The sequence below is a fragment of the Thermotoga sp. KOL6 genome, assembly GCF_002866025.1.
In the GTDB taxonomy this organism is placed as follows: Bacteria; Thermotogota; Thermotogae; order Thermotogales; family Thermotogaceae; genus Thermotoga.
On the sequence record NZ_LNDE01000001.1, the window covers coordinates 86811 to 110994 of the forward strand.

29 protein-coding genes are annotated in these 24184 nt (G+C 41.5%); 11 read left to right on the forward strand and 18 right to left on the reverse strand.

Annotated elements, in window-relative coordinates; genetic code table 11:
* The first annotated feature begins 2 nt into the window (after positions 1–2).
* Genes AS005_RS00405 through AS005_RS00435 form a run of 7 tightly spaced genes read left to right on the forward strand, consistent with a single transcriptional unit; the run spans position 3 to position 5010 of the window.
* Positions 3–1019 carry a M42 family metallopeptidase gene (locus tag AS005_RS00405; protein WP_101509734.1) on the forward strand — a complete coding sequence of 339 codons (1017 nt, stop codon included), beginning with the start codon at positions 3–5 and terminating at the stop codon, positions 1017–1019.
* The gene (locus AS005_RS00410; RefSeq protein ID WP_101509735.1) at positions 1019–2014 is read left to right on the forward strand and encodes a M42 family metallopeptidase; all 996 of its coding nucleotides are present in this window, start codon (positions 1019–1021) and stop codon (positions 2012–2014) included. The genes AS005_RS00405 and AS005_RS00410 overlap by 1 nt, the downstream gene beginning before the upstream one ends.
* A 3-nt stretch (positions 2015–2017) precedes the next feature.
* Positions 2018–2716: a hypothetical protein gene (locus AS005_RS00415; RefSeq protein ID WP_101509736.1), complete on the forward strand. Its 699-nt coding sequence runs from the start codon at positions 2018–2020 to the stop codon at positions 2714–2716.
* Complete coding sequence (locus tag AS005_RS00420) at positions 2713–3258, forward strand: ComEA family DNA-binding protein (protein ID WP_101509737.1); 546 nt, start codon at positions 2713–2715, stop codon at positions 3256–3258. Before AS005_RS00415 ends, AS005_RS00420 begins: the two co-directional genes overlap by 4 nt.
* A gap of 14 nt (positions 3259–3272) precedes the next feature.
* On the forward strand, positions 3273–3779 hold the full coding sequence (locus tag AS005_RS00425; protein WP_101509738.1) for an OmpH family outer membrane protein: 507 nt from the start codon (positions 3273–3275) through the stop codon (positions 3777–3779).
* Complete coding sequence (gene lptB / locus AS005_RS00430) at positions 3776–4489, forward strand: LPS export ABC transporter ATP-binding protein (protein WP_101509739.1); 714 nt, start codon at positions 3776–3778, stop codon at positions 4487–4489. Before AS005_RS00425 ends, lptB begins: the two co-directional genes overlap by 4 nt.
* Entirely contained in the window at positions 4486–5010 is a 525-nt protein-coding gene (locus AS005_RS00435; RefSeq protein ID WP_101509740.1) for a TIGR00725 family protein, read from the forward strand. The genes lptB and AS005_RS00435 overlap by 4 nt, the downstream gene beginning before the upstream one ends.
* On the opposite strand, the gene cutA is transcribed toward AS005_RS00435, so the two are convergent.
* From cutA to AS005_RS00465, 7 genes are all read right to left on the reverse strand, one after another.
* Positions 4982–5296 carry a divalent-cation tolerance protein CutA gene (gene cutA, locus AS005_RS00440; RefSeq protein WP_101509741.1) on the reverse strand — a complete coding sequence of 105 codons (315 nt, stop codon included), beginning with the start codon at positions 5294–5296 and terminating at the stop codon, positions 4982–4984. The two genes, AS005_RS00435 and cutA, sit on opposite strands and share 29 nt — an antisense overlap.
* Position 5297: 1 nt before the next feature.
* Positions 5298–6296 (reverse strand): TrkA family potassium uptake protein, encoded by a 999-nt coding sequence (locus AS005_RS00445; protein WP_101509742.1) that lies wholly within the window; start codon positions 6294–6296, stop codon positions 5298–5300.
* 184 nt (positions 6297–6480) lie between these two features.
* Complete coding sequence (locus AS005_RS00450) at positions 6481–6744, reverse strand: stage V sporulation protein S (RefSeq protein WP_101509743.1); 264 nt, start codon at positions 6742–6744, stop codon at positions 6481–6483.
* A 52-nt stretch (positions 6745–6796) separates the two neighbouring features.
* A complete protein-coding gene (locus tag AS005_RS08840; RefSeq protein ID WP_233186178.1) occupies positions 6797–7420 on the reverse strand; it encodes an MFS transporter in 624 nt (207 codons plus the stop codon).
* A gap of 67 nt (positions 7421–7487) precedes the next feature.
* Positions 7488–7757 (reverse strand): hypothetical protein, encoded by a 270-nt coding sequence (locus AS005_RS08845; RefSeq protein WP_233186179.1) that lies wholly within the window; start codon positions 7755–7757, stop codon positions 7488–7490.
* A gap of 325 nt (positions 7758–8082) precedes the next feature.
* A complete protein-coding gene (locus AS005_RS00460) occupies positions 8083–9777 on the reverse strand; it encodes a glycoside hydrolase family 2 TIM barrel-domain containing protein (RefSeq protein ID WP_101509744.1) in 1695 nt (564 codons plus the stop codon).
* A 31-nt stretch (positions 9778–9808) separates the two neighbouring features.
* Positions 9809–10567, reverse strand: coding sequence for a DeoR/GlpR family DNA-binding transcription regulator (locus AS005_RS00465; RefSeq protein ID WP_101509745.1), 759 nt, complete (start codon positions 10565–10567; stop codon positions 9809–9811).
* Between the two features lie 175 nt (positions 10568–10742).
* Here AS005_RS00465 and rhaD point away from each other — a divergent pair, with 175 nt between their 5' ends.
* A complete protein-coding gene (rhaD, locus tag AS005_RS00470) occupies positions 10743–11453 on the forward strand; it encodes a rhamnulose-1-phosphate aldolase (protein ID WP_101509746.1) in 711 nt (236 codons plus the stop codon).
* A complete protein-coding gene (locus AS005_RS00475) occupies positions 11450–12883 on the forward strand; it encodes a rhamnulokinase family protein (RefSeq protein WP_199203781.1) in 1434 nt (477 codons plus the stop codon). Before rhaD ends, AS005_RS00475 begins: the two co-directional genes overlap by 4 nt.
* A gap of 118 nt (positions 12884–13001) precedes the next feature.
* On the opposite strand, the gene AS005_RS00480 is transcribed toward AS005_RS00475, so the two are convergent.
* The 11 genes from AS005_RS00480 to metG are packed head-to-tail and all read right to left on the reverse strand — an operon-like array spanning position 13002 to position 22594.
* Positions 13002–13940: a 7-cyano-7-deazaguanine synthase gene (locus AS005_RS00480; RefSeq protein ID WP_199203833.1), complete on the reverse strand. Its 939-nt coding sequence runs from the start codon at positions 13938–13940 to the stop codon at positions 13002–13004.
* 5 nt (positions 13941–13945) lie between these two features.
* Positions 13946–14419 carry a metallophosphoesterase gene (locus tag AS005_RS00485; protein ID WP_101509748.1) on the reverse strand — a complete coding sequence of 158 codons (474 nt, stop codon included), beginning with the start codon at positions 14417–14419 and terminating at the stop codon, positions 13946–13948.
* Between the two features lie 4 nt (positions 14420–14423).
* The gene (panC, locus tag AS005_RS00490; RefSeq protein ID WP_101509749.1) at positions 14424–15266 is read right to left on the reverse strand and encodes a pantoate--beta-alanine ligase; all 843 of its coding nucleotides are present in this window, start codon (positions 15264–15266) and stop codon (positions 14424–14426) included.
* On the reverse strand, positions 15263–15715 hold the full coding sequence (locus tag AS005_RS00495; protein ID WP_369819457.1) for a DUF501 domain-containing protein: 453 nt from the start codon (positions 15713–15715) through the stop codon (positions 15263–15265). Before AS005_RS00495 ends, panC begins: the two co-directional genes overlap by 4 nt.
* Before the next feature lie 29 nt (positions 15716–15744).
* On the reverse strand, positions 15745–16545 hold the full coding sequence (locus AS005_RS00500) for a 50S ribosomal protein L11 methyltransferase (RefSeq protein WP_101509751.1): 801 nt from the start codon (positions 16543–16545) through the stop codon (positions 15745–15747).
* Positions 16535–16966 (reverse strand): ribose 5-phosphate isomerase B, encoded by a 432-nt coding sequence (gene rpiB / locus AS005_RS00505; protein WP_101509752.1) that lies wholly within the window; start codon positions 16964–16966, stop codon positions 16535–16537. Before rpiB ends, AS005_RS00500 begins: the two co-directional genes overlap by 11 nt.
* Positions 16963–17304, reverse strand: a complete 342-nt coding sequence (locus tag AS005_RS00510; protein WP_101509753.1) for an anti-sigma factor antagonist — start codon at positions 17302–17304, stop codon at positions 16963–16965. Before AS005_RS00510 ends, rpiB begins: the two co-directional genes overlap by 4 nt.
* 11 nt (positions 17305–17315) lie before the next feature.
* Positions 17316–17909, reverse strand: a complete 594-nt coding sequence (gene lexA, locus AS005_RS00515; protein WP_101509754.1) for a transcriptional repressor LexA — start codon at positions 17907–17909, stop codon at positions 17316–17318.
* Positions 17906–18280: an archease gene (locus AS005_RS00520; RefSeq protein ID WP_101509755.1), complete on the reverse strand. Its 375-nt coding sequence runs from the start codon at positions 18278–18280 to the stop codon at positions 17906–17908. The genes lexA and AS005_RS00520 overlap by 4 nt, the downstream gene beginning before the upstream one ends.
* Complete coding sequence (gene gyrA, locus AS005_RS00525; protein WP_101509756.1) at positions 18280–20691, reverse strand: DNA gyrase subunit A; 2412 nt, start codon at positions 20689–20691, stop codon at positions 18280–18282. Before gyrA ends, AS005_RS00520 begins: the two co-directional genes overlap by 1 nt.
* 13 nt (positions 20692–20704) lie before the next feature.
* Complete coding sequence (gene metG / locus AS005_RS00530) at positions 20705–22594, reverse strand: methionine--tRNA ligase (RefSeq protein WP_101509757.1); 1890 nt, start codon at positions 22592–22594, stop codon at positions 20705–20707.
* Positions 22595–22654: 60 nt separating this feature from the next.
* Between metG and AS005_RS00535 the strand changes: the two genes are divergently transcribed.
* Positions 22655–23506: a DUF4438 domain-containing protein gene (locus AS005_RS00535; RefSeq protein ID WP_101509758.1), complete on the forward strand. Its 852-nt coding sequence runs from the start codon at positions 22655–22657 to the stop codon at positions 23504–23506.
* A 4-nt stretch (positions 23507–23510) separates the two neighbouring features.
* The gene (locus AS005_RS00540) at positions 23511–24179 is read left to right on the forward strand and encodes a rhomboid family intramembrane serine protease (protein WP_101509759.1); all 669 of its coding nucleotides are present in this window, start codon (positions 23511–23513) and stop codon (positions 24177–24179) included.
* Positions 24180–24184: the final 5 nt, after the last annotated feature.

The window sequence follows — 24184 nt, forward strand, 5'->3', positions numbered from 1 at the left end:
GAGTGTATCTTAAAGATCTCTCAACCTTATCAGGTGTTTCAGGGGACGAAGGAAAAGTTAGAGACTTCATAAAATCAAAGGTGGAGAATTTTGCAGATGAAATAATCGTTGACAAGTTAGGAAACCTCCTTGCGTTGAAAAAGGGGAAGGATTCTTCCAAAAAATTCTTGATTTCCGCTCATATGGATGAAGTAGGATTCATAGTGAGCAAAATCGAAAAGGATGGGAGAGTGGCGTTTTTACCGGTAGGGGGAGTGGATCCCAGAATACTCCCCGGGAAAGTCGTCCAAGTAAAGGATTTGAAGGGAGTTGTGGGATACAAACCCATACATCTCCAAAGGAATGATCTCGAATCTTCTCCAAAGTTCGAAGATCTGAGAATAGATTTTGGTTTTTCTTCTTCAGAAGAGGCGAAAAAATACATATCTATTGGGGACTATGTTTCATTCGTGAGTGAATATGTAGAAGGGAAGGAAAGAGTTGTAGGAAAGGCTTTCGACGACAGAGCAGGGTGTTCTCTTCTCATAGATATCTTGGAGAAAGATATTGTACCTGCGTACGACACCTATTTTGCTTTCACTGTTCAAGAGGAAACGGGGCTTAGAGGAAGTGCAGTGGTCGTTGAAGAAATAGAACCCACGTGTGCTTTAGTTGTGGAAACCACAACGGCCGGCGACAATCCAGAGTTAGAAGATCGAAGATGGGCCACCCATCTTGGAGATGGTCCGGCGATCACCTTTTATCATAGAGGATACGTTGTTCCAAGAAAGATTTTCCAAACTATAGTGGACACAGCGAAAACCCTGAGGATACCGTTTCAGATGAAGAGGCGGACAGCGGGAGGAACTGACGCTGCTCGATATGCGAAGACAGCTTACGGGGTACCAGCAGGAGTCGTATCCATCCCTTCGAGGTACATTCACAGTCCAAATTCGGTTCTGGATCTGAAAGATTACGAGAACACCTTGAAACTTGTCATAACCCTCATTGAAGAAGGAAAAATCGTGGAGGTGAGCTGATGAGAGAGATGATAAAAAGATTGACAGAGGCATTTGGACCGAGTGGCCGAGAAGAAGAAGTGAAGAGGATCATTTTAGAAGAGTTAGATGGTTACATAGATGGTCACAGGGAAGACGGTCTTGGCAACCTCATTGTTTGGAAGGGATCCGGTGACAGAAAAATAATATTGGATGCCCACATTGATGAAATCGGTGTAGCGGTCACAAATATAGACGAAAAAGGGTTCCTGATGGTAGAACCTGTGGGCGGGATGTCTCCTTACATTGTACTTGGGAAAAGGATACGATTTGAAAGCGGAGTTATTGGTGTGGTTGGAATGGAAGGGGAAACATTAGACGAAAGACAAAAAAATGTGAAAAACCTTTCTTTTGACAATTTGTTCGTTGACATCGGTGTGAATTCACGCGAAGAAGCTGAAAAAGTTTGTCCTATAGGAAGTTTTGGTGTTTACGATAGCAGTTTCGCCGAAGTGAACGGGAAGTACATTTCTAAGGCGATGGACGACAGAATTGGATGCGCGGTGATCGTAGAAGTTTTTAAAAGAGTAAAATCAAGTGCTACTTTGTACGGTGTTTTCAGTGTACAAGAAGAGATAGGGATAGTCGGTGCTTCCGTTGCGGGATACAACCTACAAGCGGACGAAGCCATTGCTATAGACGTAACAGATTCTGCGGACACACCAAAAGCGATCAAAAGGCACACCATGAAACTTTCCGAGGGGCCAGCCTTAAAGGTAAAAGACAGAGCATCGATAAGCAGTAGAAGAATATTGGAAAAATTGATCGAGACGGCTGAGAAGTTCAACATAAAATACCAGATGGAAGTCTTGACTTTTGGGGGCACGAACGCGATTGGATATCAAAGAACAAGAGAAGGAATTCCGGCTGCCACTTTGTCTATACCTACTCGTTACATTCATTCACCCAATGAAATGGTCTCTCCAAGCGATGTGGAAAGTGCTGTGGAATTGCTGGTCAGATATCTGGGGGAATGAAAAATGGCAAGAGTGACCCTCTCTGAGGGACAATCACGGTTTCTCTTTTGGTTCATAGTCGTTGTATTTTCGGCGGTCATAGGGCTTATCTCCTACAATCTTTATTTGAAGTGGAAGTTGAAGAACGTACGGGTAGAGATCGTGGAGATAAAGCCCGTCGTGATAAATATACCAGAGGAACTAAAGATACCAGTTGAAACGACTCCTCCGACGCCCCTTTTGGTTGAATTTGAAGAGTTTGACTATGAAAAATTGAGGAATGAAATGGCCGATTTCGTATCCGAAGAACAAACTGTTTCTTCTTTTGTCGTAAATAAAGATGATGCATTGAGAATCATTAGAAGGTCAGGTCTTCCGTATCTGATCTCTCCAGTTTCAACTGACACATACTCCGTGGTTCTTCTCGGAGAGTTCGAAGATTTTTCTCAAGTGGCTCAGAAATCTTTGTACGGAGTCTTCGTAATAACGACTGTCTCTGAAAACCTTTCTAAGGAACTTTCTTACGATTTGAGAGTAGCGGGATATCCTTCCTACGTTTACGCATTTTCAAGGGGAAACATAAAATACTATTCTGTTGTCGTAGGAGCCTTTCCCACTCTCAAGCTAGCCGAAGATTATTTTGAGAAGCTCGATTGGAATGATATTATGGAACGAATGGGTACAAAGAAACCAGGATACGCTGGGAGGCTGATCTCTCCTTGAAGATAAAACAATCCCATCACAGAATAGCTTTACTGTTGGTCTTGGCCTTCTTTATTATCCTGGGGATAGTGACTGACAAAGAGAGTATCCCTGCTGACAAAAAGGTTGATTCTCAAAAACTCATACCTTTCCCTATAGATTTAAACAGTGCCTCCATCGAGGAACTTACTTCTATACCAGGTATAGGTCCTGTGAAAGCACAACGTATAGTTGAATATAGAGAAACACACGGTGGTTTTTCCAGCGTGAAGGATCTCATTAACGTTTCTGGCATTGGAGAAAAAACACTGGATAAAATATCAAAGTACATCACCGTCAAAGGAGTTGAACAACTCTCTAAAAACACAGTCACAAAACTGAACATCAACACAGCCACTTCTGAGGAGTTGGAGAGGCTTCCTTACATCGGTGAAGTAAAAGCAAAGGCTATTCTTGAGTACAGAGAAAAGCACGGTCCTTTCTCTTCTCCCGAAGAACTTTTGAATGTACCAGGTATCGGTGAGAAAATTTTAGAAAGAATAAGAGGAAAAATCACATTCTGAAAGGAGGAAGTAACATGAAAAAATTCTTTTTGCCACTCGTATTGGTAGGGATTCTTCTTACAACACTCCTCATTTCCCAAAGTTCTACTGGTTCTTCTCTGAGAGTAGCATACGTTGATATTAAGAAAGTAACGGAAAGTTATTACAAATGGCAAGAGTTAAACGAGAAATACAAGAGAGACTTTTCTTTTTATCAAAACAAGTTGAAAGAAATGGAAGAAGAGTTGAAAAAGATGCAAGAAGAAAACAGACCTCAGGAGGAGATTCTGGCGAAACAGAAGGAAATCCTCTCCAAAAAAACGGAGTACGAAAATCTTCTCAAATCGGAGTATCAACCCAAGATTCAAGAGATAATGAATGAGGTATTCGAGAAGATTCGAGAATACGCAAATGTGATGGGGTACGACCTTGTTTTCAACAAACAGGTTATTACTCTTGGTGAATCTGTTCCAGTTATTGTCTTTGGTAAACCTGTTTTTGACATAACAGAACAGCTGATTGCATATATGAATCAAAAATGACAGAGGTTTTGAAATGTGTTGATCTGAGAAAGAAATTCGGAAAAAGAGTTGTTGTCGACCGAGTGAATTTCGAGTTTCGCAGGGGAGAAGTGGTTGGGCTTCTCGGACCGAACGGTGCCGGAAAGACGACCATCTTTAACATGATACTTGGTGTTGTTGTACCTTCCTCTGGAAAGATCTTTTTCAGGAATATAGACATAACGAAACTACCGGTTTACAGGAGAGCGAGGCTTGGAATAACATATTTGCAACAGGAAACTTCTGTATTTGGAGGACTCACTGTCAGAGAAAATATAGACCTCGTTCTCCGGTTCCATGAAAAAAACAGAGAGAGAAGAGAAAAGAAGATAGAAGAACTTTTACACGAGTTTCACTTGAAACCCTTGGAAGATCAACCGGCGAGTTTTCTATCTGGTGGAGAGAAAAGAAAATTGGAGCTCGCAAGAATGATGTGTTTGAATCCTTCCTTTGTTCTTTTAGATGAACCGTTCAGTGGAATAGATCCCAAGACGGTTAAAGAGATCCAGAAAATGGCTTTAGAGTTGAAGCACAAAAATTTCGGTGTTGTCATCACAGATCACAATGTAGATGAGCTCGCAGAGGTTTCGGATAGAATATACGTGATACACAAAGGACAAATTCTTGCGGAAGGAGAACCTGAAAAAGTTCTCGAAAACGAACTGGTAAAGGAGGTGTATTTGGGATCTTGAAAAAAATTGGTGTGATAGGGTATTCAGGCCCGATTGACAAACCACCCGTTCTTGAACTCAAAGATCTCTGCTTAGAACTCGGGAAGAGGTTAGCCCGAAAGGGCTATGTGATTTTCAACGGGGGAAGAGATGGGGTTATGGAACTCGTGTCACGTGGCGCTCATGAAGAGAGAGGAACTGTTATTGGTATACTTCCTTACAAGGATCATGGAAATTCTTATCTTTCTGTTGCTGTGAGAACTGGCCTTGATTTTCAAATGAGGTCTTTCATACTTTTGAGAAACGTTGATGTGGTGGTTTCTATCGGTGGTGAGATAGGAACCGCGATAGAGATACTAGGAGCATATGCCATGGGCAAACCTGTGGTATTGTTCAGAGGTACAGGTGGTTGGACTGACAGATTTTCTCAAGTTTTGATAGATGGAAAATATCTTGATAACAGAAAGATAGTAGAGGTTTTTCAAGCATGGACTCTGGATGAAACTCTAGAAATCATTGAGGATCTTCTACCTCTTTCTTGAGCCAAATTAGATACTCTGGAAGCACGTTTTCGATTCTCAAAGTGAAAATCGCAGGTACCTCATAAGGATGGAGTTTCTTGATTTCTTCGTAAAGAGTGCTTTCTTTTTCTTCTGTAGTTTTGAAAATGATCGCCCACTCTCTGTCTTCTACAATCTTCCCTTCCCAACGATATCCAGATCTTAGTTCGAAAACATTGAAACAAGCGATTAATCTTCTCTCCAGAAGCTTCTTTCCCACTTCAATAGCAGATTCTTCGTTTGGAAACGTTGAATAAACGATTATCACCTTATCCCTCCTCTATCAAGTTATGGATCTTTTCGAAATGCTCGTTCTTTCCCACTACCATGAGTCTATCTCCTTCCAGAATTTTTGTATCGCCGGTTGGGTTGAATATGACATCGTTTCCTCTTCTAATGGCAATGACAATGGCCCCCACTCTTTTCCCAAGATTTATTTCTCCCAAAGTTTTGTTAGCAACGGGACTGTTATTGGGTATCAAAACTTCTTCTATTCTGAAGGATTCTTCACCGAAGGACAGAATATCCAAAAAGCTGATAGTTTTCGGATTAAGCGCCATCTGAGCCAATCGAATACCTGCAAGTTCCGAAGTGGCGATTACCTTGTCCGCTCCCGCATACACGAGTTTACTTAAGGCTTTCAAGTCAGAAACCCTCGAAACGATCTCGAGATTTGGATTCAAAGATTTTGCGGTGAGAACCACAAACGTGTTCTTCGCATCGTCTGGAAGAGTAACTATTAGAGATTTTGCTCTGTCTACACCAGCTCTTAGAAGGATTTCCTCTTCTGCAGCATCACCCAAAACATAAGGAAATTCCGCTCCAAGAAAATCTTCGAGCTTGGCAATAGCCTCTTCGGACGTATCTATGACAACAAACGGCTTTTTTGCTTTCATGATTTCGAGTGTTGTGTGTCTACCCGTCCTCCCAGCTCCAACCACTATGAAGTGGTCTGTCAACTTACCTATCATTCTTTTCAGCCTCCTATTTTTAAAATACCGTCCCACATGCCCTTCGACGATCAAAGATGTGATCGAAGTGAAACCGTACAGTACGATCGTCACACCGGCACCGATGAGAATAGCAGAGACCACTTTGCCAGCCTGGGAAATAGCTTCCGGAAGCGAGTATCCAACAGTAGACACTGTTATCAACGTGAAATAAAAGGATTCAAAAAGTCCCCATCCTTCTGTTAAATGAAACGCCACAGTTCCAAATATGAATACAAAAGTTATCATAAAAACAAGTATCAAAATGTTTTTCCCCATTCTTGTTTGTTCCCTCCCTACGAGGTAATGATATCATCATCAACACGGTATGACTATGAAGGTCCAGTGCTTTCAATGGTTGTGTAGAAGAGCCTATTAAAAAAAAAATTACAGGGGAATCACATCTGGTAGGATTATAAATAGGAAAGAGAGCAACAATCAAGGGGAGCCTTTGCTCCCCTTCTCAGCTTTTCGGAAAGACTATAAATTTGATGGCAGTTCTTCTTTCGTTTTCAATCTCAACGTCTGTGAAAGCAGGAACGAAGACAAGATCAATCCCGCTTGGAGCAAGATACCCCCTCGCAATGGCGATGGCTTTCACCGCTTGGTTCACTGCTCCCGCTCCAATTGCTTGAATCTCCGCTCTTCCGTGTTCCCTCACCACACCTGCAATCGCTCCCGCAACTTTGTTGGGATCAGACTTCGATGATACTTTCAAAACTTCCATGTGACAAACCCCCTTTGTTGTGTGATCTCACTCGCTTTTATTTTACCACGCCTCAACGTTTTCTTTTGAAAATGTTCAAAGTGTTCAATTTGTCTTTCAACCAAAGGACGACAACCGTGAAAAAAGATTCTTTAACAATTTGAACTAAAGTTGTTTCTTTGGGTGTTCCAAAGTCCACTCTGGATATCCTGAATGCAGACCAGATTCTCAAAAGGAAAGATATCAACATCGCGAGCCTTATAGAGGAAATCCCAAACGGAAGATTCATATTTTCGAAGCCAGAGACGATTATTCTAGAAACCAACGCCCCTAAGAATAGAGAAATATTGGATAGACTGTTGAAGACAGAAAAGGCCTCTGATCTCAGAGATTGTGGAGCGTTGTACATGAGTGTGTAGAAAATGAGCTGGATGGTACCAGCTACCACGAATACATCTATTAATACTTGCAAGAAAAAGATATAAAGAAAAGAGTTAGGTATGAGAGCCCAAAGTAGAATGATCGTTGCATGGATCCAAAGACACAATTTCAGAAAATACTGAAATCCATATTTGTCGCCTAGTTTCCCCCAAAACGGTTGGAATAGTGTCCCGACAAACATACCAACAGCATTTAAAACACTTATCTGAAGATAGTTGAGATTTATCTCCTTCAAAAGCATCACGTTTATGTACACAGTCCCAACACCTACTGCGAAGTTCCAAAAAACAAAACCCCACAAAAAATTTCTGAAATGTTCCTCTTTACAACAAAAACTTTACCGCTTTTGTCATCGTTATAGATGCTCCTCTTGGTTCGTAAGGTGGTTCGTATTGTATCTTCAAAAAATAACCACTCAGGAAACCCAAACTTCCTGCTACAAAAAACAATGTACCGAATCCTTTCCAGTTTTCACCAAGTGAATCTAGAATAGCCTCTGCGGTGAACATGGCAGGGATCTGTACCAAACCGTGAATGAAATTTCTAAAACCGAAGTAACTTCCTATCATATTCTTGGGTACAAAATCAGCCATTCAGCTTTGCCACAATGGAGCTGAGATAGATCCGGCTATTTGAATGTAGAAATAAAGAATGTAAGCAAGACATGTTTGAAAAAGGAAAAAAACGAAAAGCAAAATAAACGTTCTAGCGATCCACATCAATGGCGCTATCAATTGCTTTCGAGATCTAAGAAGATGTGAAAAGGGAAGCGTTATTATTTGAAGGGCGTTGGCTAAGTAGGGAATGGAGCCAAAAAGTCCTATCCATTTCCTCCTTGGTTCGTTGTAGACTCTACTCATAGTAACACCCGAAAATTAATAGATCGATTCGAGATAATGCGTGTTAAAGAAGAGAGATTCAACTGTTGGACCACAGTTTCCTCAAAACGTGTGCAGATAATTTGGGTTGTCTATCCCTTGTGAACACACCTTTGTGATTCAAAATAGGTCTTCTTACGTTCTGGGGAGTTTTGAAATCCGCGAAAGCCCAAGGATGTGCTCCTATGATGTAATCTTTTCTCATGAGTAGTTCCACGGTTTTCTTGATGAGTTCCGCTTGATATTCTTCGGAAAACATTTGGGGCGGGTCGTAATGGAATCCTGCTATAGCGTCTGCACCGAACTCCGTTATAAAGATCGGTTTTTTATGTCTTTTGTAAAGTTCATCCAAATCTTTTTCTAGTGCTTTCAATCCTTCCTCTATTCTTCCTTGATGCACATACCACCCATAATATCTATTCACACAGATTATGTCAAAATGTCTCAAGGCAACGTCTCTCGTCCTTTCATCAGGTGTATCCATCATACTCACCATAACCACCGGGCGAGTTCTGTCAAGGTTTTTTGCTGTTTTGTAGAGCATCTTGAAAAATTTATCCGCTTCAGGATAGTTTGATTCCGGTTCGTTTGCAACGCTCCACATGATCACACTGGGGTGGTTCTTGTCTCTGTCTATTATTCTTTTCAGATTTTCAACGGCCAAATTCTGGGTTTTTGTATTGTAATGATGCCTCGTTATCCCAACGTGAGGAGCTTCATCTATCACAAGCACACCCAACCTATCTGCAAGATCCAACCATTCTTCGCTATAAGGATAATGTGATGTTCTGAAAGAGTTCGCGTTTATCCATTTCAGAAGATTGAAATCCTTCACCATGAGTGGATAGAACGTTCCCTGCCCCAAAACGGGAAATTCTTCGTGCTTTCCAAATCCCTTAAGAAAGATTGGTTTCCCATTCAAGTAGAGTCTTTTCTCGTCCCAACTTATCACTCTGATTCCAATTTCCAGTTCGTATTCGTCTTTCTCCATTATTTCTAATTTGAGTGGATAGAGATGCGGAACCTTTGGACTCCAAAACTTGACATCTCTCAAAGTGAATTCTTCTTCAAGGTGTGTATTGATAAGCTTTACCTTTTTTTCTATACCCCCAAACGTGATCTTCATCTCTTCACCCATAGCTTCCTCTGAGACCATCACTTTTACTTTCACCTTTCCCAATTTTTCCTCCATGTTGGATTCGGATGTATCCACCCACACATCTACTATCCTAGAATGTTCTGTGAACTCCATCATCACGGGCCTTATGATTCCACCATACGGAAAAAAGTCGAAGTTCGCAGCCGGAAAACTTCCGAGAAATCCAACAGTATGTGTACCCTCCTCTGGAATCTTCGAAGGGAAACCACCCATTTTCAAATGGTTTTCGACAACCACCTTCAGTTCGTTTTTTCCCTTTCTTACTTTTCCAGTTATGTCAACTTCGAAAGGGAGATATCCAATGTGATTTTCTTTCACTTTCTCCCCATTGATAAAAATCACACAGTCCGTGTTCACCGCCCCAAAGTAGAGCCTGATATGTTTATCAACGAATTTCTCCGGAACAAAGAAATCGGTGCTGTAAACAAGAGGGCCTTCTTCATAGCACAAATCTTGGTATTGTTCATTCCAACTTCCAGGGACCGCTATTGGCCTCTCTTCGTTGTTTACTTTGAGAGTCCATATCCCATCCAAGCACAGAACCATCCTCATCGAGTTACTCTTTGGCCTCAGCACAGTGATTCCCCCCTGTTAAAGCCTTGTTGTTTCAAAATACCATTTTTACTCCTTTTTCTACGAACAATCTATATTGATCCTCTATAGGTTTCTTCTCTGTGATCAGACAATCAATTCTTTCTGTCGGCAAGAGATGGATTAAAGACCTTTTTCCTATTTTGCTGGAATCTGCTAGTACGTAAACTTCTTCTGATCGCTCAATGAACACGCTCTTTATTCCCATTTCCATCGTGTTTATCTCATATGTTCCTTCCTTTGCTGTTACACCTCTACAGGAGACAAAAGCTTTCTTCACAGACATTCTTTTTCCGCTTTCTATTGTTAGAGCTCCCTCCACCGACATGCTCTCCGGATTCACTTTTCCCATGAGAAGAAAGACACTCACATTGGGATTTTTTGAAAGTTCCATAGCAATGGGGATACTGTTGGTAATAACATGAACACGCTTTTTAGATAGGGCGAGATATCTTGCAAATACGTAAAGAGTCGTACTTGCGTCAAGGAAGATGATATCGTTATCTTCAACGAAATTTAAAGCTAGTTCTGCAATCCTTTCCTTTGCCTCTCGGTTTACATGAAGGCGTTTCATAAAATCAGATTCTTTTTCGAAATAACTTACTCTTTTTATCCCTCCATGCACTTTTTTCACCAGATTTTCTTTGACTAATTCTGCAACATCTCTTCTCACCGTAATCATGGAAACACCGAGTTCTTTTTGTAGATCTCTCATACTTACAAAATCTTGACTTTCGATTATCTCAAGAATTTTTTTCAATCGTTTTTCTCTCATAATAACCACCTCAATTTTCTATCTTTATCTTCTTTTTAAACGATTTTATCACAAGTATTGTTGACTTTATAGATCAATTCGTGATAAAGTTATGCATAGATTAGTATCGATAACATGGTCGAAGTACGATTAAATATTTTTAACTGATGTGTCTTCAAGGAAGGAGAGAAAAGCGATGAAAGAAACAATACGGGCAATCCAAAAGGTAGCGTATTGGCTTGCTATAAAAGGCCTTTCTGAAGCGAACGCTGGAAACATTTCGGTACGAATAGACGAAGTTCCCAATGGATTGGAAGTGAAATCCGTAGAAGAGTACGGTTTCGATTACAACGGCCCTGAAATGTTTATCCTTGTAACAGCCACAGGCTCCAGGATGAGAGAAATTTATGAGGATGATAGCAAGATCTGTCTTGTGCACGTTCTTCCCGGTAAAACTTACGAAATTCTTCACGGTGAAGGAAAACCAACGAGTGAATTTCCTACCCATCTCATGATTCATGCGCGGTTCAAGGAAGCCGGCTCAAAGAAAAAGGCCATCGTTCACACTCATCCGTTGAATCTTCTTACGTTGATGAATCTTTCTGATTTTCACGAACTTATCCCGAAAATGATGAAAATACACCCAGAAGTGTTGATTTTCTTCCAAAACGGTATCTCTGTTGTCGAGTTTGAGAGGCCTGGAAGCGTAGAACTCGGTTTGAAAACGGTCGAAAAGTCTGAGGGAAAGGATGCTGTTTTATGGGATAAACACGGAGTAGTGGCTTTTGGAAGAGATGTTGCGGAAGCCTATGATAAAATAGAAATTCTCGAGAAAGCGGCAGATATTTTACTGAAAATTTTGAGCCTTGGGCGTGATCCTACAGGCGTTCCGGGGGGATGGTTATGAAGGCTCTCGCCGTGGACATCGGTGCCACGAACGGTAAGATTTATGAGGTGGAGTTAAGAGACGAATTAACCGTTAAAGAACTCAGAAGATTTCGAACGGGAGGAACATTATTGCCTGGGAAAGACAGAGAACATTTTTTTTGGGATCTTCCCAGATTTTATGAAGAAATAAAGAATGTCTTAGAATTCTCTAGAGTCCAGTCTATTGGGGTAGATACATGGGGAGTTGATTTTGGACTTCTCGATGAAAGAGGAAGACTCGTTTCACTTCCTTACCACTACAGAGATATTAGAACAAAAGGAATCATGAACAAGGTTTTCGAAGTTGTCTCGAAAGAAGAAATTTATAGAGAAACGGGGATACAGTTCATGGAAATAAACACGCTTTACCAGCTCTACTCGATGATACTTTCCAAAGATCCTCAACTGGAAGTAGCAAGACACTTTCTAATGATACCCGACATCCTCAATTTTTGGCTTTCCGGTGAGATAGTGAGTGAATACACTATTGCAACTACCTCTCAGTGTTACAGCGTTCCAAAGAAAAAGTGGGCGTTTAATCTCTTAGGTAAACTTTCTATTCCTTTAGAAATCTTTCCACACGTTGTTTCACCTGGAACCGTTCTTGGAAAGTGTAGGATGAAAAAGGGTGTAAATGTGGTTGCTACTACCTGCCATGACACCGCCTCAGCTGTTGTCGCTGTTCCTTTTGAAAAAGAGGGTATATACATCAGTTCTGGAACGTGGTTTGTTATAGGAACTGAGTTGGAAGATCCCCTTCTCACAGAAAACGTTATGAAGAACAATTTTACGAACGAGGGAGGGTATAAAAAAATAAGATTCCTCAAAAATACAACAGGCTTGTGGCTTTTAGAGGAGTGTAACAAACTGTGGAAAAAAGATTACGAAACAATCATAAGGGCAGCAGAAAATGCACCGAAATTTCAGGCATTCTTAGATCCAGATAGTCAGATGTTTTTGTATCCAGGGAATATGCTTAGAAAGATGGAAACTTATCTTAGAAAGACTGATCAAAGGATAATCGAAGGAATCGGAGAAATCTCTCGGCTCATTTTCGAGTCATTGGCGTTCAATTGCAGATGGATTGTCGAACAAGTGGAAGAGCTAGTTGGGAAAGAATACGACAGAATCCACGTGGTAGGAGGTGCTGTGAGAAACGAGCTTTTGATGAGTTTTATAGCAAGTGCAACCGGAAAGATTGTAATTGCTGGACCTATTGATGCTACTCCTATTGGAAACGCTCTCGTCCAATTCATCGCTACGGGTAAAATAGAAGATCTCGACGAAGCAAGAGAAATTGTAAGGAGGTCGTTCAAACTGAAAACGTTTGAACCGAGAGACACGGAGGAATGGGACGAAAAATACGAAAAGTGGCGAAAGTACAAGTCGAACCCTGAAGAAGTTCTATAACTTTTTGAAAACATCTTGCTTTTCTCTTCAACGTTTTTTCACGATGAACTTTGGTTTCCTTCCAAATCTAAAGATCTTTCTCAAGAGGAACAAAATCGGACATTTAAAAGCCATTCTATCACTCCTTTGAATAATCGATCACCTGGAAGGTTCTCAACTTGTTATTTCTTGATTCTCTCCATTCTATTTCTACTATAGGAAAAGCGAATTCCGGCTGAAGCCTTCCTTCTTTAATCCATTTCCTTGCTTCTTCGTTCCGATAAATGGAAGGATTTGCGAGAACGACTAGTTTCAAGGGCCTATCCACGATATCCACTTTGTCTACCACTTTTTCTTTTGAAAGCTTTTCAATTATCTCATCCATGATCCTTTTTGGAGGTGACGGTTTTACGTTCACTAAAGCGATATTTTTGGAGAGAGGACCTACGATTTTCACGTTTGCGAGCTTTGGTTTTATACCGTGCTTTTCCAGTATATCTAAAAGGATCTCGTTCGTACTCGAAACGGCTTTACCGTGGTAATTTGGATTTATGAGCATCTTCAGAAGATGCTTTAGTTTGCAACCTTCTCTCCCAGCTGATTCTCCTATTTTTTTCACGTTTATACCAAGGTGTCCTATCATTGCGTTTATTTCAGGCTTTCCAATTCTATAAAGAGGGGAATACACCCCATCGAAAATTTTCAACCCTGTTTTTCCCCAACTGTCAGATGCGTTTGCACCGCTTGCGACAAGGTGGTTACCTGCGTATGTTTTTACAAGCCGTGTCTTTACATCTCTAGTACAGGCATTACAGGAAGGCCCGAACCTCCAAACCTTTTCTTGAAGGCCATTAGAGGGAATAAAGGTATGTTTCAATCCGTTTTCCTGTGCAAACTTTCTAACAATCTCACGAGATTTTTCGTAAGTGTAAGGTCCCCAATCGACAGTGACAAGTTCAACTCTTTCAGGACCAAGGGCCATTTTCGCTAAGACTGCAACTAACGAACTGTCCTTACCTCCTGAAAAAGCTACATAAAGCTTCCCCTCTTTCACGGTGTTTTTTATGTCTTCCAAGATTTCCTCTACAATTTCTTCAGTTCGAATTTCACCTCACCTCCGTCTATTATGAGAACACCGTAAGAACCTTCAGCCAAACTTCCAGGATTCAAAAATCTGACACCCGCCTTCATTGTGTCCTCTGGTTCGTGAGTATGTCCGAAAAGAATTACTTTGGGCTTTTCTTTGAACAATTTAAGAAGACGTTCCTTCAAATCCCAAGGCGCGCCCCAGCCATGGCACATACCTATAGTTACTCCTTCGATCAACAACATCTTGGAAAATGGTAAATGTTCTTTAACATCTGGGTAATCCATGTTCCCGTGAACACCATAGAATTCTTTAGAGAGTTTTTCCAGAAGAATCACTGTATCAAGATCCACGTAGTCCCCAAGGCCTATTACACCGTCGTAATCTTTCAAATAATCCAGGACTTCATCGGGAAGATTCGCCATTCTTACAGGAATGTGCATGTCAGAGATCACCAAAAATTTCTTCATACAATCACCCCAGGATCGTGTTGTCTATCAATCGAGCCTTCCCAACCCATGCGGCAATCGCAACTATCACTCTACGGTCAATTTGCTCGACCGGCTCCAAAGTTTCTTCATCGGCAATCTCCACATAATCTATCTTTACCTTATCAAACTTGGAAAGATGCTTGATCATTTCCTCTTTTATACGATTTGCATTTTTCTCGCCGTTCATGAAGAGATTCTCCGCAATTTTCAAAGATTGGTAAAGTGCTAGTGCTTGCGTTCTTTCGTCGGGGGACAAATACACGTTTCTCGAGCTCATAGCCAGTCCGTCCGGTTCTCTCACTATTGGACACTCGATCATTTCAACATCCATGTTCAAATCTCTCACCATTCTTCTCAACACTCTGAACTGTTGTGCATCTTTTTGACCGAAATATGCTCTGTGAGGTTTTACGATGTTGAAAAGCTTTGCAACCACAGTGCACACTCCTCGGAAATGTCCAGGTCTAGATTTGCCGCAAAGGTGTCTTGAAAGCATTGTTTCTTCTACATAGGTCGAAAAATCTGAAGGATACATTTCTTCAACAGAGGGGTGAAAAACACAATCCACTTTCTCTTCCTTGAGAAGTTTCTTGTCTCTCTCAAAATCTCTTGGATATCTTTCGTAATCTTCGTTGGGACCGAATTGGGTAGGATTCACAAAGATACTCACTACAACCACATCGTTCTCCTCGCGCGCTCTTCTAACAAGGGAAAGATGCCCTTCGTGAAGATAACCCATGGTGGGAACGAAACCAATTGTCTTTTTTCTTTCTCTCATTTCTTCTGAAAAGCGCTTCATCTCCTCTATAGTTTCTATTACCCTCATTTTTCCGCCTCCCCAGTTTTGCAAATACCGTTTTCACAGAACTTGTTTTCGATGAGATCCCAAATCATCTTTCCTACAGGATTCTCCACACCAGCCAAATAATCCGCAAGATGAAGATGTAAGCATTTCAATTTCGAAAAATCTTTGATACCCCCTGTTCCTACCCTTTTCAAGACTTCTCTAAAGGGATGTCCAATCGGTAGTAGTTTTTCTCTCCTTTTTATAATCTCAATATGTGCTCTTTTCATTTTTTCATAAAAATTTCGATCCCTCGAAATTCGTTCTTCGATCTTTCTTATGAATCCTTCACTTTCTATTCTGGAAACTTCCTTTCTCAAATGAGGGCAGGTGAGCCAGTACAAGGTAGGGAAAGGCTTTCCGTCTTTTATTGGAAAGCTCTCTACAACAACAGGATATCCGAAAGGACAGCGAAATACCACTTCTTTCATGTTCGTGATAGATCTCCCGAGTTGCCATTCTACAATCTTTTCATCACGAGAGTGACCCATTCTCTCTCTTGCTTCCTTTCCACCGTGTTCCATCCTTCTTTGTATGCCTTTTCTTTGATCATGTATTCCTTTCTTTCTACAACTCCTGAAAGAATAAGAACAGAATTCTCATGGGTGACCCTGTTCACTTCTGTAAGCAGTTTCAAAAGAACTTCTGCAAGTATGTTTGAAACCACAATGTCGTAAACACCATCAACCTTGGAGAGGAGATCAGAATTTTTCACTATCACGTCTACATCGTTCTTTTCTACGTTTTCTTTAGCAACTTCAACTGCTTGATCGTCTACATCAACCGCTATCACCAAGGATGCTCCAAGTTTTTTTGCTATGATGGCGAGAATACCTGTACCAGTACCAACATCGAGAACTTTGTCGTTTTCCTTGAGATACTTTTTCAAAAAGTACGCACTCATTCGAGTGGTTGGATGAAGACCCGTGCCAAAGGCAAGACCTGGTGAGAGTTTTATCACTATTTTCCCATATTCGTACTCTTTTAGCTTCTCTGTAGGATCTATGATGATCCCCTCAGTTATTTCAAAAGGTTCCAATTCGACAGTCCAATCGCCCGGTGAAGTGATTCTTTCTTCTAAAGTGTCTAGATTTTTCAAAAAATCAGGAAGAGTCTCTCCTTCTCGGAGATACACCTTGAGAAACTTGTTACCTTTTTCGTCCTCTTCTATAGCAAAATTGAAAAATTCTTCTCTATAAAATGTATCGACAAGCTTTTCTTCATCTTCCTTCAGAGAGAAGATGATTTCCTTAAACTTCATCGATCTTTTTGATTCTCCTTTCGTGTCTTCCTCCATCGAAAGAAGTCGAAAGGAAAGTATCGACTATCCAGAAGGCGAGTTCTGCTCCTATAAGTCTTCCAGGGAGAACAAGGATATTGGCGTTGTTATGAGATCTTGCAAATCTTGCCATGTCAGGAAAAAGGCAGAGTGCTGCCCGTATGCCTTTATATCTGTTCGCAGCTATGGACATACCGAGACCAGTTCCACAAAGAAGGATTCCATAATCTACTTCGTTGGATAGAACTGATTGTACGACCTTTTTTGCGTAATCTGGATAATCCACCGATTCTTCGGTGTACGTACCATGATCCAATACATCGATCCCTTTGTTCAACAAGTAATTCTTTACCTTCTCTTTGAGCTCGAAGGCTGCATGATCTGAAGCTATAGCGATTTTCAACTTTTTCGCACCTCCTCCAAGGCTTCTGATATAGTGTCGTATATTTTCACGATCCGATTAAGACCGGTGATTTCAAGGATCCTTTCCACTTTCTCACTCGGTGATACCACGGCAAAGAATCCCCCCGTACTGTTTATACTCTTTAGAATGTTCACGATAACTCCAAGACTGAAACTGTCCATACTTTCTACATCGGACAACACGAGCAATATTTTGTTGTAACCCTTATTCAAAAACTCGTCGAGCACCCACTTTTTGAACAAATGAGCATTTTCTATGCTGAGTTCTCCTTTCGGAATGAGTATTACAACGTCGTTCTCAATTCTGTAAGGAAACATGTTCTCCCCCCTCAGAGTTTTCGGAATACACCGACAACTTTTCCAAGTATTTTAACACTCTCTGCTTTAAAATACATGGAACTCATTTCGCGGTTCGCAGGTCTTAATTCAACAGTATTTCCCCTTTGAAAAAACTTTTTCAAGGTAACCTCTCCATCTACCATTGCCACCACAATATCACCATTCTGCGCCCATTCCTGTCTTCTCACCAAAACTAAGTCACCCTCACAGATATGTTCTTCTATCATACTGTCTCCCTTCACCCTCAAGAGAAAATGGTCGTATCCGTTCGAAAGAAAACTCTTGGGAACCTCCATGAAATCTTCGAGATACTCAACTGCTTCCCTTTTCTCACCAGCTCTGATTTCGCCGATCAACGGCACTTTATTTCTGATGCTCCTTGTGATCTTCAAAGCTCTAGGTCTTCCATTCTTTCTTTCTATGTATCCTTTCTTCTCCAGTGCGATCAAATGAAGAAGGGCACCACGCGGTGTAATTCTAAAACGTCGAGCTATTTCCCGCACTGAAGGGGGGAAGCCGTTCTTCTCTATGAATTCCTCTATAAAAAGCAATACGTTTTTTTGACGCTGAGTGAGTTCTTTCAAATGTCGAACACCACCTTTGTCTTCAAGGTTCCATTGCCTCTCTCGAACTTCAACAAGTGGTATGTCAAAGCTTTTATCTCCGTTCCCTCTCTACGCTTGATTTTTCTGAACACTACTTTTATTCTGTTCCCATTAATCTCTAGTCTCCATGGAGCCCAGTTTTTAGATATTTCCGCTATCCAATCGTTCACTATGTCGAAAAAGTTATCCTCTGTTTCTTCGAAAATATAAAACTTCTCTTTTTTTTCTTCGTTCACCTCGATTCCTTCTACTTCTAAGAGGATATTTCTTACCTCTTGTAACAAATCCAAAAAAGATTCTCCGGAGATTTCATAAGCGATGTCGGCAGTGTGTTCGAGCGGTCTTCTCACTACTTCACCACCGCCACTTTAGAAATAGAATCATCACCGAGCTCTATAAGTTTTACTCCTTTGGTTATTCTGCCGATGATACCTATGTCCGAAACGGGAATCCTTATCATCATACCGTTTTTGGTGACTACTACTATCTCTTCGTCCCCCCTTACGTATCTCACTGCTACAACGTATCCTGTTTTCTTCACATCCGAGATGTTCCTAAGGCCGGTTCCTCCTCTTTTCTGTATCCTGTAAAGCTCGACTGGAGTGCGTTTTCCAAAACCTTTTTCTGTCACTGTGAGGATTTCACCTTCGTTTTCAGAAGGAACCACATCCATGCTCACAACCTCATCATCCGGTTGAAGTTTTATGGCTTGAACACCCGCGGCGTTTCTTCCCATTCTCCTAACATCGCTCACGGGGAACCTGATCACCATTCCCAACTTCGTTGCCACCACGAGGCTTCCCCTTTCTGAGTCTATAACTCTAGCACTTATAATTTCGTCGCCAGCTTCTATTCGAATGGCTCTAACACCTCGGTTGCTAGTGGCGTTTTCGAACTCTTCCAAAGCGGTTCTCTTGATTTTTCCATGTTTTGTGACGATCACAAGATCCTTTCCTTTCCCGTTCAAAGGCGCAAGAGCTACAACCTTTTCTGTTTCTTCAAGATTCAAGAAGGCAGAGATATGTCTCCCCCTAGTATTTCGCCCTGTGGTTTCTATTTGGTAATTTTTGAGGACATAAGCCTTTCCCAAATTCGTTATGAAGAGAGTGGAAGAAATATTCTTCGTGACCACAACGAATTCTACCTCGTCGTCTTCGGATAGTTTTGAAACAGTGATACCTTTTCCGCCACGTCTTTGAGATCTGTAGCTGCTAAGGGGGGTGCTTTTCAAGTATCCTTTGTGGCTCAAAGTGATCACAATATCTTCTTCCGCAATGAGTTCTTCCATATCGTATCTGAGTTCTTCGTCTGTGATTTTGGTCCTTCTTGGGTCACCGTAACGTTCCTTAAGATATTTGAATTCCTTTTTCATTATTTCCTTGACTTTTACGTCTTTTTCAAGAATTTCTTTCACCTCAGATATCTTTTTCACTAGTTCGGAGTATTCATCTTGAAGTTTTTCTATCTCGAGTGAAGTAAGTCTCGAGAGCCTCATATCAAGAATAGCTTTCGCCTGAGCCTCTGTTATTTCGAAGGTCTCCATCAGTGCTCTTCTAGCGGTTTCCACATCTTTGCTACTCCTGACTATGTCCACCACCACACCAATGGCTCTCGCTGCTTTCAACAATCCTTCCACAACGTGGGCTCGTTTGGAGTACTGTTCATATTCGTATTCGGCTCTCCTTCTTATGACTTCGAAACGATGCTCCAGAAAAGCTTCTAGTAATCCTTTCAGATTCATCAGCCTAGGTCTCTTGTTTTTGTCTATAACCAACATCTGCACGTTGAAATAGTCTTGAAGAGAGGTTTTTTTGTAGAGGTTATTTATCACCACTTCTTCGTTGGCATCTTTCGGAATTTCTATAACCACTCTCATTCCACGCTTATCTGATTCATCTCTGATATTTCTCACAGGAAGCGAATCGTCATTTCTCACTATTTTCGCAATCTGTTCGATGAGACCTGCTTTACTCACTCCATAGGGGATTTCGGTGATAACGATCTTCTTTACCTTTTTTCCTTCCTCAACATGAACTTTCCCTCTGACAACTATCCGTCCTCTTCCCTCTTCGTAAACACTTCGTAGTTCAGAACCGTTCACAACAATCGCACCCGTTGGGAAATCTGGTCCTTTTATGAATTGCATTAGTTCTTCAACGGTTGCTTCAGGATGATCTATCAAATAAATCAACGCGTCAACGGTTTCAGACAGATTGTGAGGAGGTATGTTGGTGGCCATTCCAACAGCGATCCCTGAAGCTCCGTTTATTATCAAATTTGGCACCTTAGAAGGGAGAACCTCAGGTTCTTTCAAAGTTCCATCGAAATTGTCTATCATGTTCACTACGTTCTTCTCTATGTCTTCGAGCATTTCTTCTGCGAGTTTGGTGAGTCTTGCTTCCGTGTATCTCATGGCAGCGGGAGGATCTCTGTCTATGGAGCCAAAATTTCCTTGCCCTTCTATGAGGGGATATCTCATCGTGAAAGACTGTGCCATTCTCACGAGCGCGTCGTAGACAGGAGCATCCCCATGGGGATGGTATTTACCCATAACTTCTCCAACGATTCTTGCACTCTTCTTCGTTGGAGAGTTATGGGTAAGACCGAGTTCATACATTCCATACAAGATACGCCTCTGAACAGGTTTGAGCCCATCTCTCACATCTGGAATGGCCCTTCCTACAATAACACTCATCGAGTAGAGGAGATAAGACTCGACAAGCTCATCCTCTATAGGTTTGTCTATCAGAAACTCCGGCATTCACATCCCTCCATTAAGACACCTTGGCACCAGGTGTGATCTCTCCATCTACTGTTAAAAGTCTCAGTGTATCGTTCGATTTCGCTGCAAGTAACATTCCTTGAGATTCGATTCCCATGAGTTTGGCTGGTTTCAAATTTGCAACGACAATAATGGTTTTACCCACAAGCTCTTCTGGTTTATAATATTCGGCTATTCCTGCAACTATTTGTCTTCTTTCCGTTCCGAGATCAACAATCAACCTTATGAGTTTTTTAGAGTTCGGCACTTTCTCTGCTTCAAGTACTTTTGCGGTTCTCAAGTCTACTCTTGCAAAATCATCTATGGTGATCAGATTTTCCCCAACCGACACAGTTTCCACCACCTTTTTAAATGTCTTAGTATCTATCTTTTTGAAGAGAGGGTCCCCATGAGTCACGTTAGATCCCGATTTCAATACCCCCCAAGTCTCCAGGTGCTCCTGGGAAGGTTTCTCATCGAACGAAACTCTCCTGAAAACCTCTTCAGAGGTATCGGGCATCATAGGAAGTGTCATGAGTGCTACTTTGAAGACAGCCTCGAGAGAGTTGTAGAGAACGGTGTTCAATCTTTCGATCTTTCCTTCTTTACTCAGAACCCACGGTTTGGTGTCGTTGAAGTATTTGTTAATGTCTGCTATGAACTCCCAAACTTTATCCAGGGCTTCGGTGAGTCTGTAAGAATCCATGAGACTGTAATAATTTCCTTTCGTTTCGAGAAATCTTTCTTTTATCCATCTGTCAATGCTCTCTTCTTTTGAAGGTTTTGGAAGTTTTCCGCCGAGGTACTTATTTATCATCGCTGTGATCCTGTGTAAGAGATTTCCATAATCGTTTGCAAGATCTGAGTTTAATCTGTGAACCAACCTTTCTTCCGAGAAATCTCCGTCCTTTCCGAAAACAATATCCCTTATCAAGTAGTATCTAACCACGTCGTTTCCATAACGGTTGACAAAAAATCGTGGATCTATGGCATTTCCAAGTGATTTACTGATCTTTTGGCCGTTCACAGTGAGCCAACCATGAGCAAAAACCTTTTTCGGAAGTGGCAATCCGACCGACATCAACATAGCAGGCCAAATAATAGAATGAAATCTATTTATCTCCTTTCCTATAAGGTGTAGATCGGCAGGCCACCATTTGTTGAACATTTCATCGTTCCACCCATATCCGATCGCGGAAACGTAGTTTATAAGAGCATCCACCCAAACGTAGATCACGTGATCAGGGTCGTCTTCCACAGGAACCCCCCATTTGAACGACGTCCTGGTGATACTCAAATCCTTGAGTCCACCCTCCAGTATCTTCAGCATTTCGTTTCGGCGAAAATCGGGTTCCACGAAGTCAGGATGTTCCTCGTAGTATTTCAGAAGAGCATCTCTGTATTTGGAAAGCCTGAAGAAGTAATTTTCCTCCTCTACCCACTTGACAGGTCTTTTACATTCAGGACAGAAACGCTCATCACCGTCTTTTATAACCTCATCATCGTTCCAAAAAGTCTCGCACGGGACACAATACCATCCTTTATAAACGCCTTTGTAAACGTCTCCGTTTTCTTTCATTTTCGCAACGAATTTCTGAACAGTTTTCATGTGTGTCTCATCTGTAGTCCGAATGAAATAATCGTTGGTGATTTTCAATTCTTTCCACAATTGTTTAAATTTTTCTGCAAGTTCATCACAAAATTCTTGAGGATCTTTTCCCGCTTTTTGAGCAGCTTGCAAGACCTTTTGTCCATGTTCATCGGTACCGGTCAGAAAGAAAACATCGTATCCCATGAAACGTTTGTAACGAGCGATGATATCAGCTACAATAGTGGTATAGGCGCTTCCTATATGCGGTTCGGAGTTCACATAATATATGGGAGTAGTGATGTAGAATTTCAAGATGTCACCTCCTGTTCTGCCTTATCTATTCAATGATATCATATCGTGGAGGTGGTCTTTATGCGAACCAACAAAGATAAAATCGTACGAATCTCGGTCATGGGCGAGATAGCTCCCGCTAAGATGCGTTCTCCTTACAGCATAACCACGGAAGGAACGGTGAAAGTAATACCGGTACTCGGCGGGATCACTTACAACGTGAAAATTGGATATAGTGCTTACGGATGGGAAGGGGATCATGTGGAACCAGGAGTATCTGTTGCAGCGAGAAGAAAGGAAGAAGAAATTCCACTTATGACGTTATCCTGCATAGGAAACGAAGCTGTTGTTATGTCTGGAGATGCGAAGGGCAGTAGAGGAATGGTAACAGGAAAACACGGTGGAGTTAACCACGTCATAGTGCACTTCGAAGATGAGGTGTTGGAAAAACTCATGGTGGGCGATAAGATTCTAATAAAGGCGTGGGGACAGGGCTTAAAGTTAATCGACTATCCCAAAGTGAAGGTTATGAACGTAGATCCTGATCTTTTGGAAAGGATCGGTATAACTGAAGAAAATGGTAAATTACGAGTACCAGTCGTGGCTAAGATTCCTGCCCACTTTATGGGGTCTGGAATCGGAGCATCGAGCAGTGCTTCAACGGATTACGATATAATGGCGTTGGATTCCAGAGAATTTGGTGTCGAAGATCTCAAACTAGGAGACTTAGTGGCTATAATGAACCATGATAATTCCTATGGTGTGGGAAAATACAAGAGAGGATCGATTTCCATAGGGGTTGTTGTACACTCAGCATGTGTATCGGCAGGGCATGGACCCGGAGTTGTTGTGATAATGACAGGAGAAGAATCGGTGTTGGTACCAGAGATAGCTGAAAAGTCGAATATTTCTGAGTGTTTGAACCTGAGGTGAGAAGATGTTTCCACTCTACGATATTCTTCCGAGTAGAAAGAAACCGTACGTGACCGTTGCTTTGATTCTGATAAACATAGTTGTTTTTGTCTACCAACTTACATTGGGTGACAGAGAGCTTCTCGTCTTCATGTACAAATACGGATTGGTACCGGCACGTTATACGGTTGACAGAGTGAGGGAAGCATTGGGATTCTCTCTCTTCCCTTTCATAAGTCATATGTTTCTCCACGGTGGCTTCTGGCATATACTGGGTAACATGTGGTTCCTTTGGATTTTTGGAGATAACACCGAAGACGAAATGGGTCACTTTGGTTACGCTCTCTTTTATTTATCGGCTGGCGTATTTGCCGCATTGGTTCAGTTTGCATTCTTTCTTCATTCAACAACCCCCATGATTGGGGCTTCTGGAGCTGTTTCTGGAGTGATGGGGGCTTATTTCGTGCTCTTTCCTTACTCGAGAATTGTGACACTCTTTCCGTTTTTCTTCTTTCTAACCCTAGTGGAAATCCCTGCTTTTTACTATCTTCTAATATGGTTTTTTATACAAGTCATGAACAGTCTTGTCGGAACGTATGGAGTTGCTTGGTGGGCACACATAGGAGGATTTGTCTATGGGATGTTATGGGGGTATATTTTAAGGATGAAAAGAATACACAGGTACAGATATTGAGAATC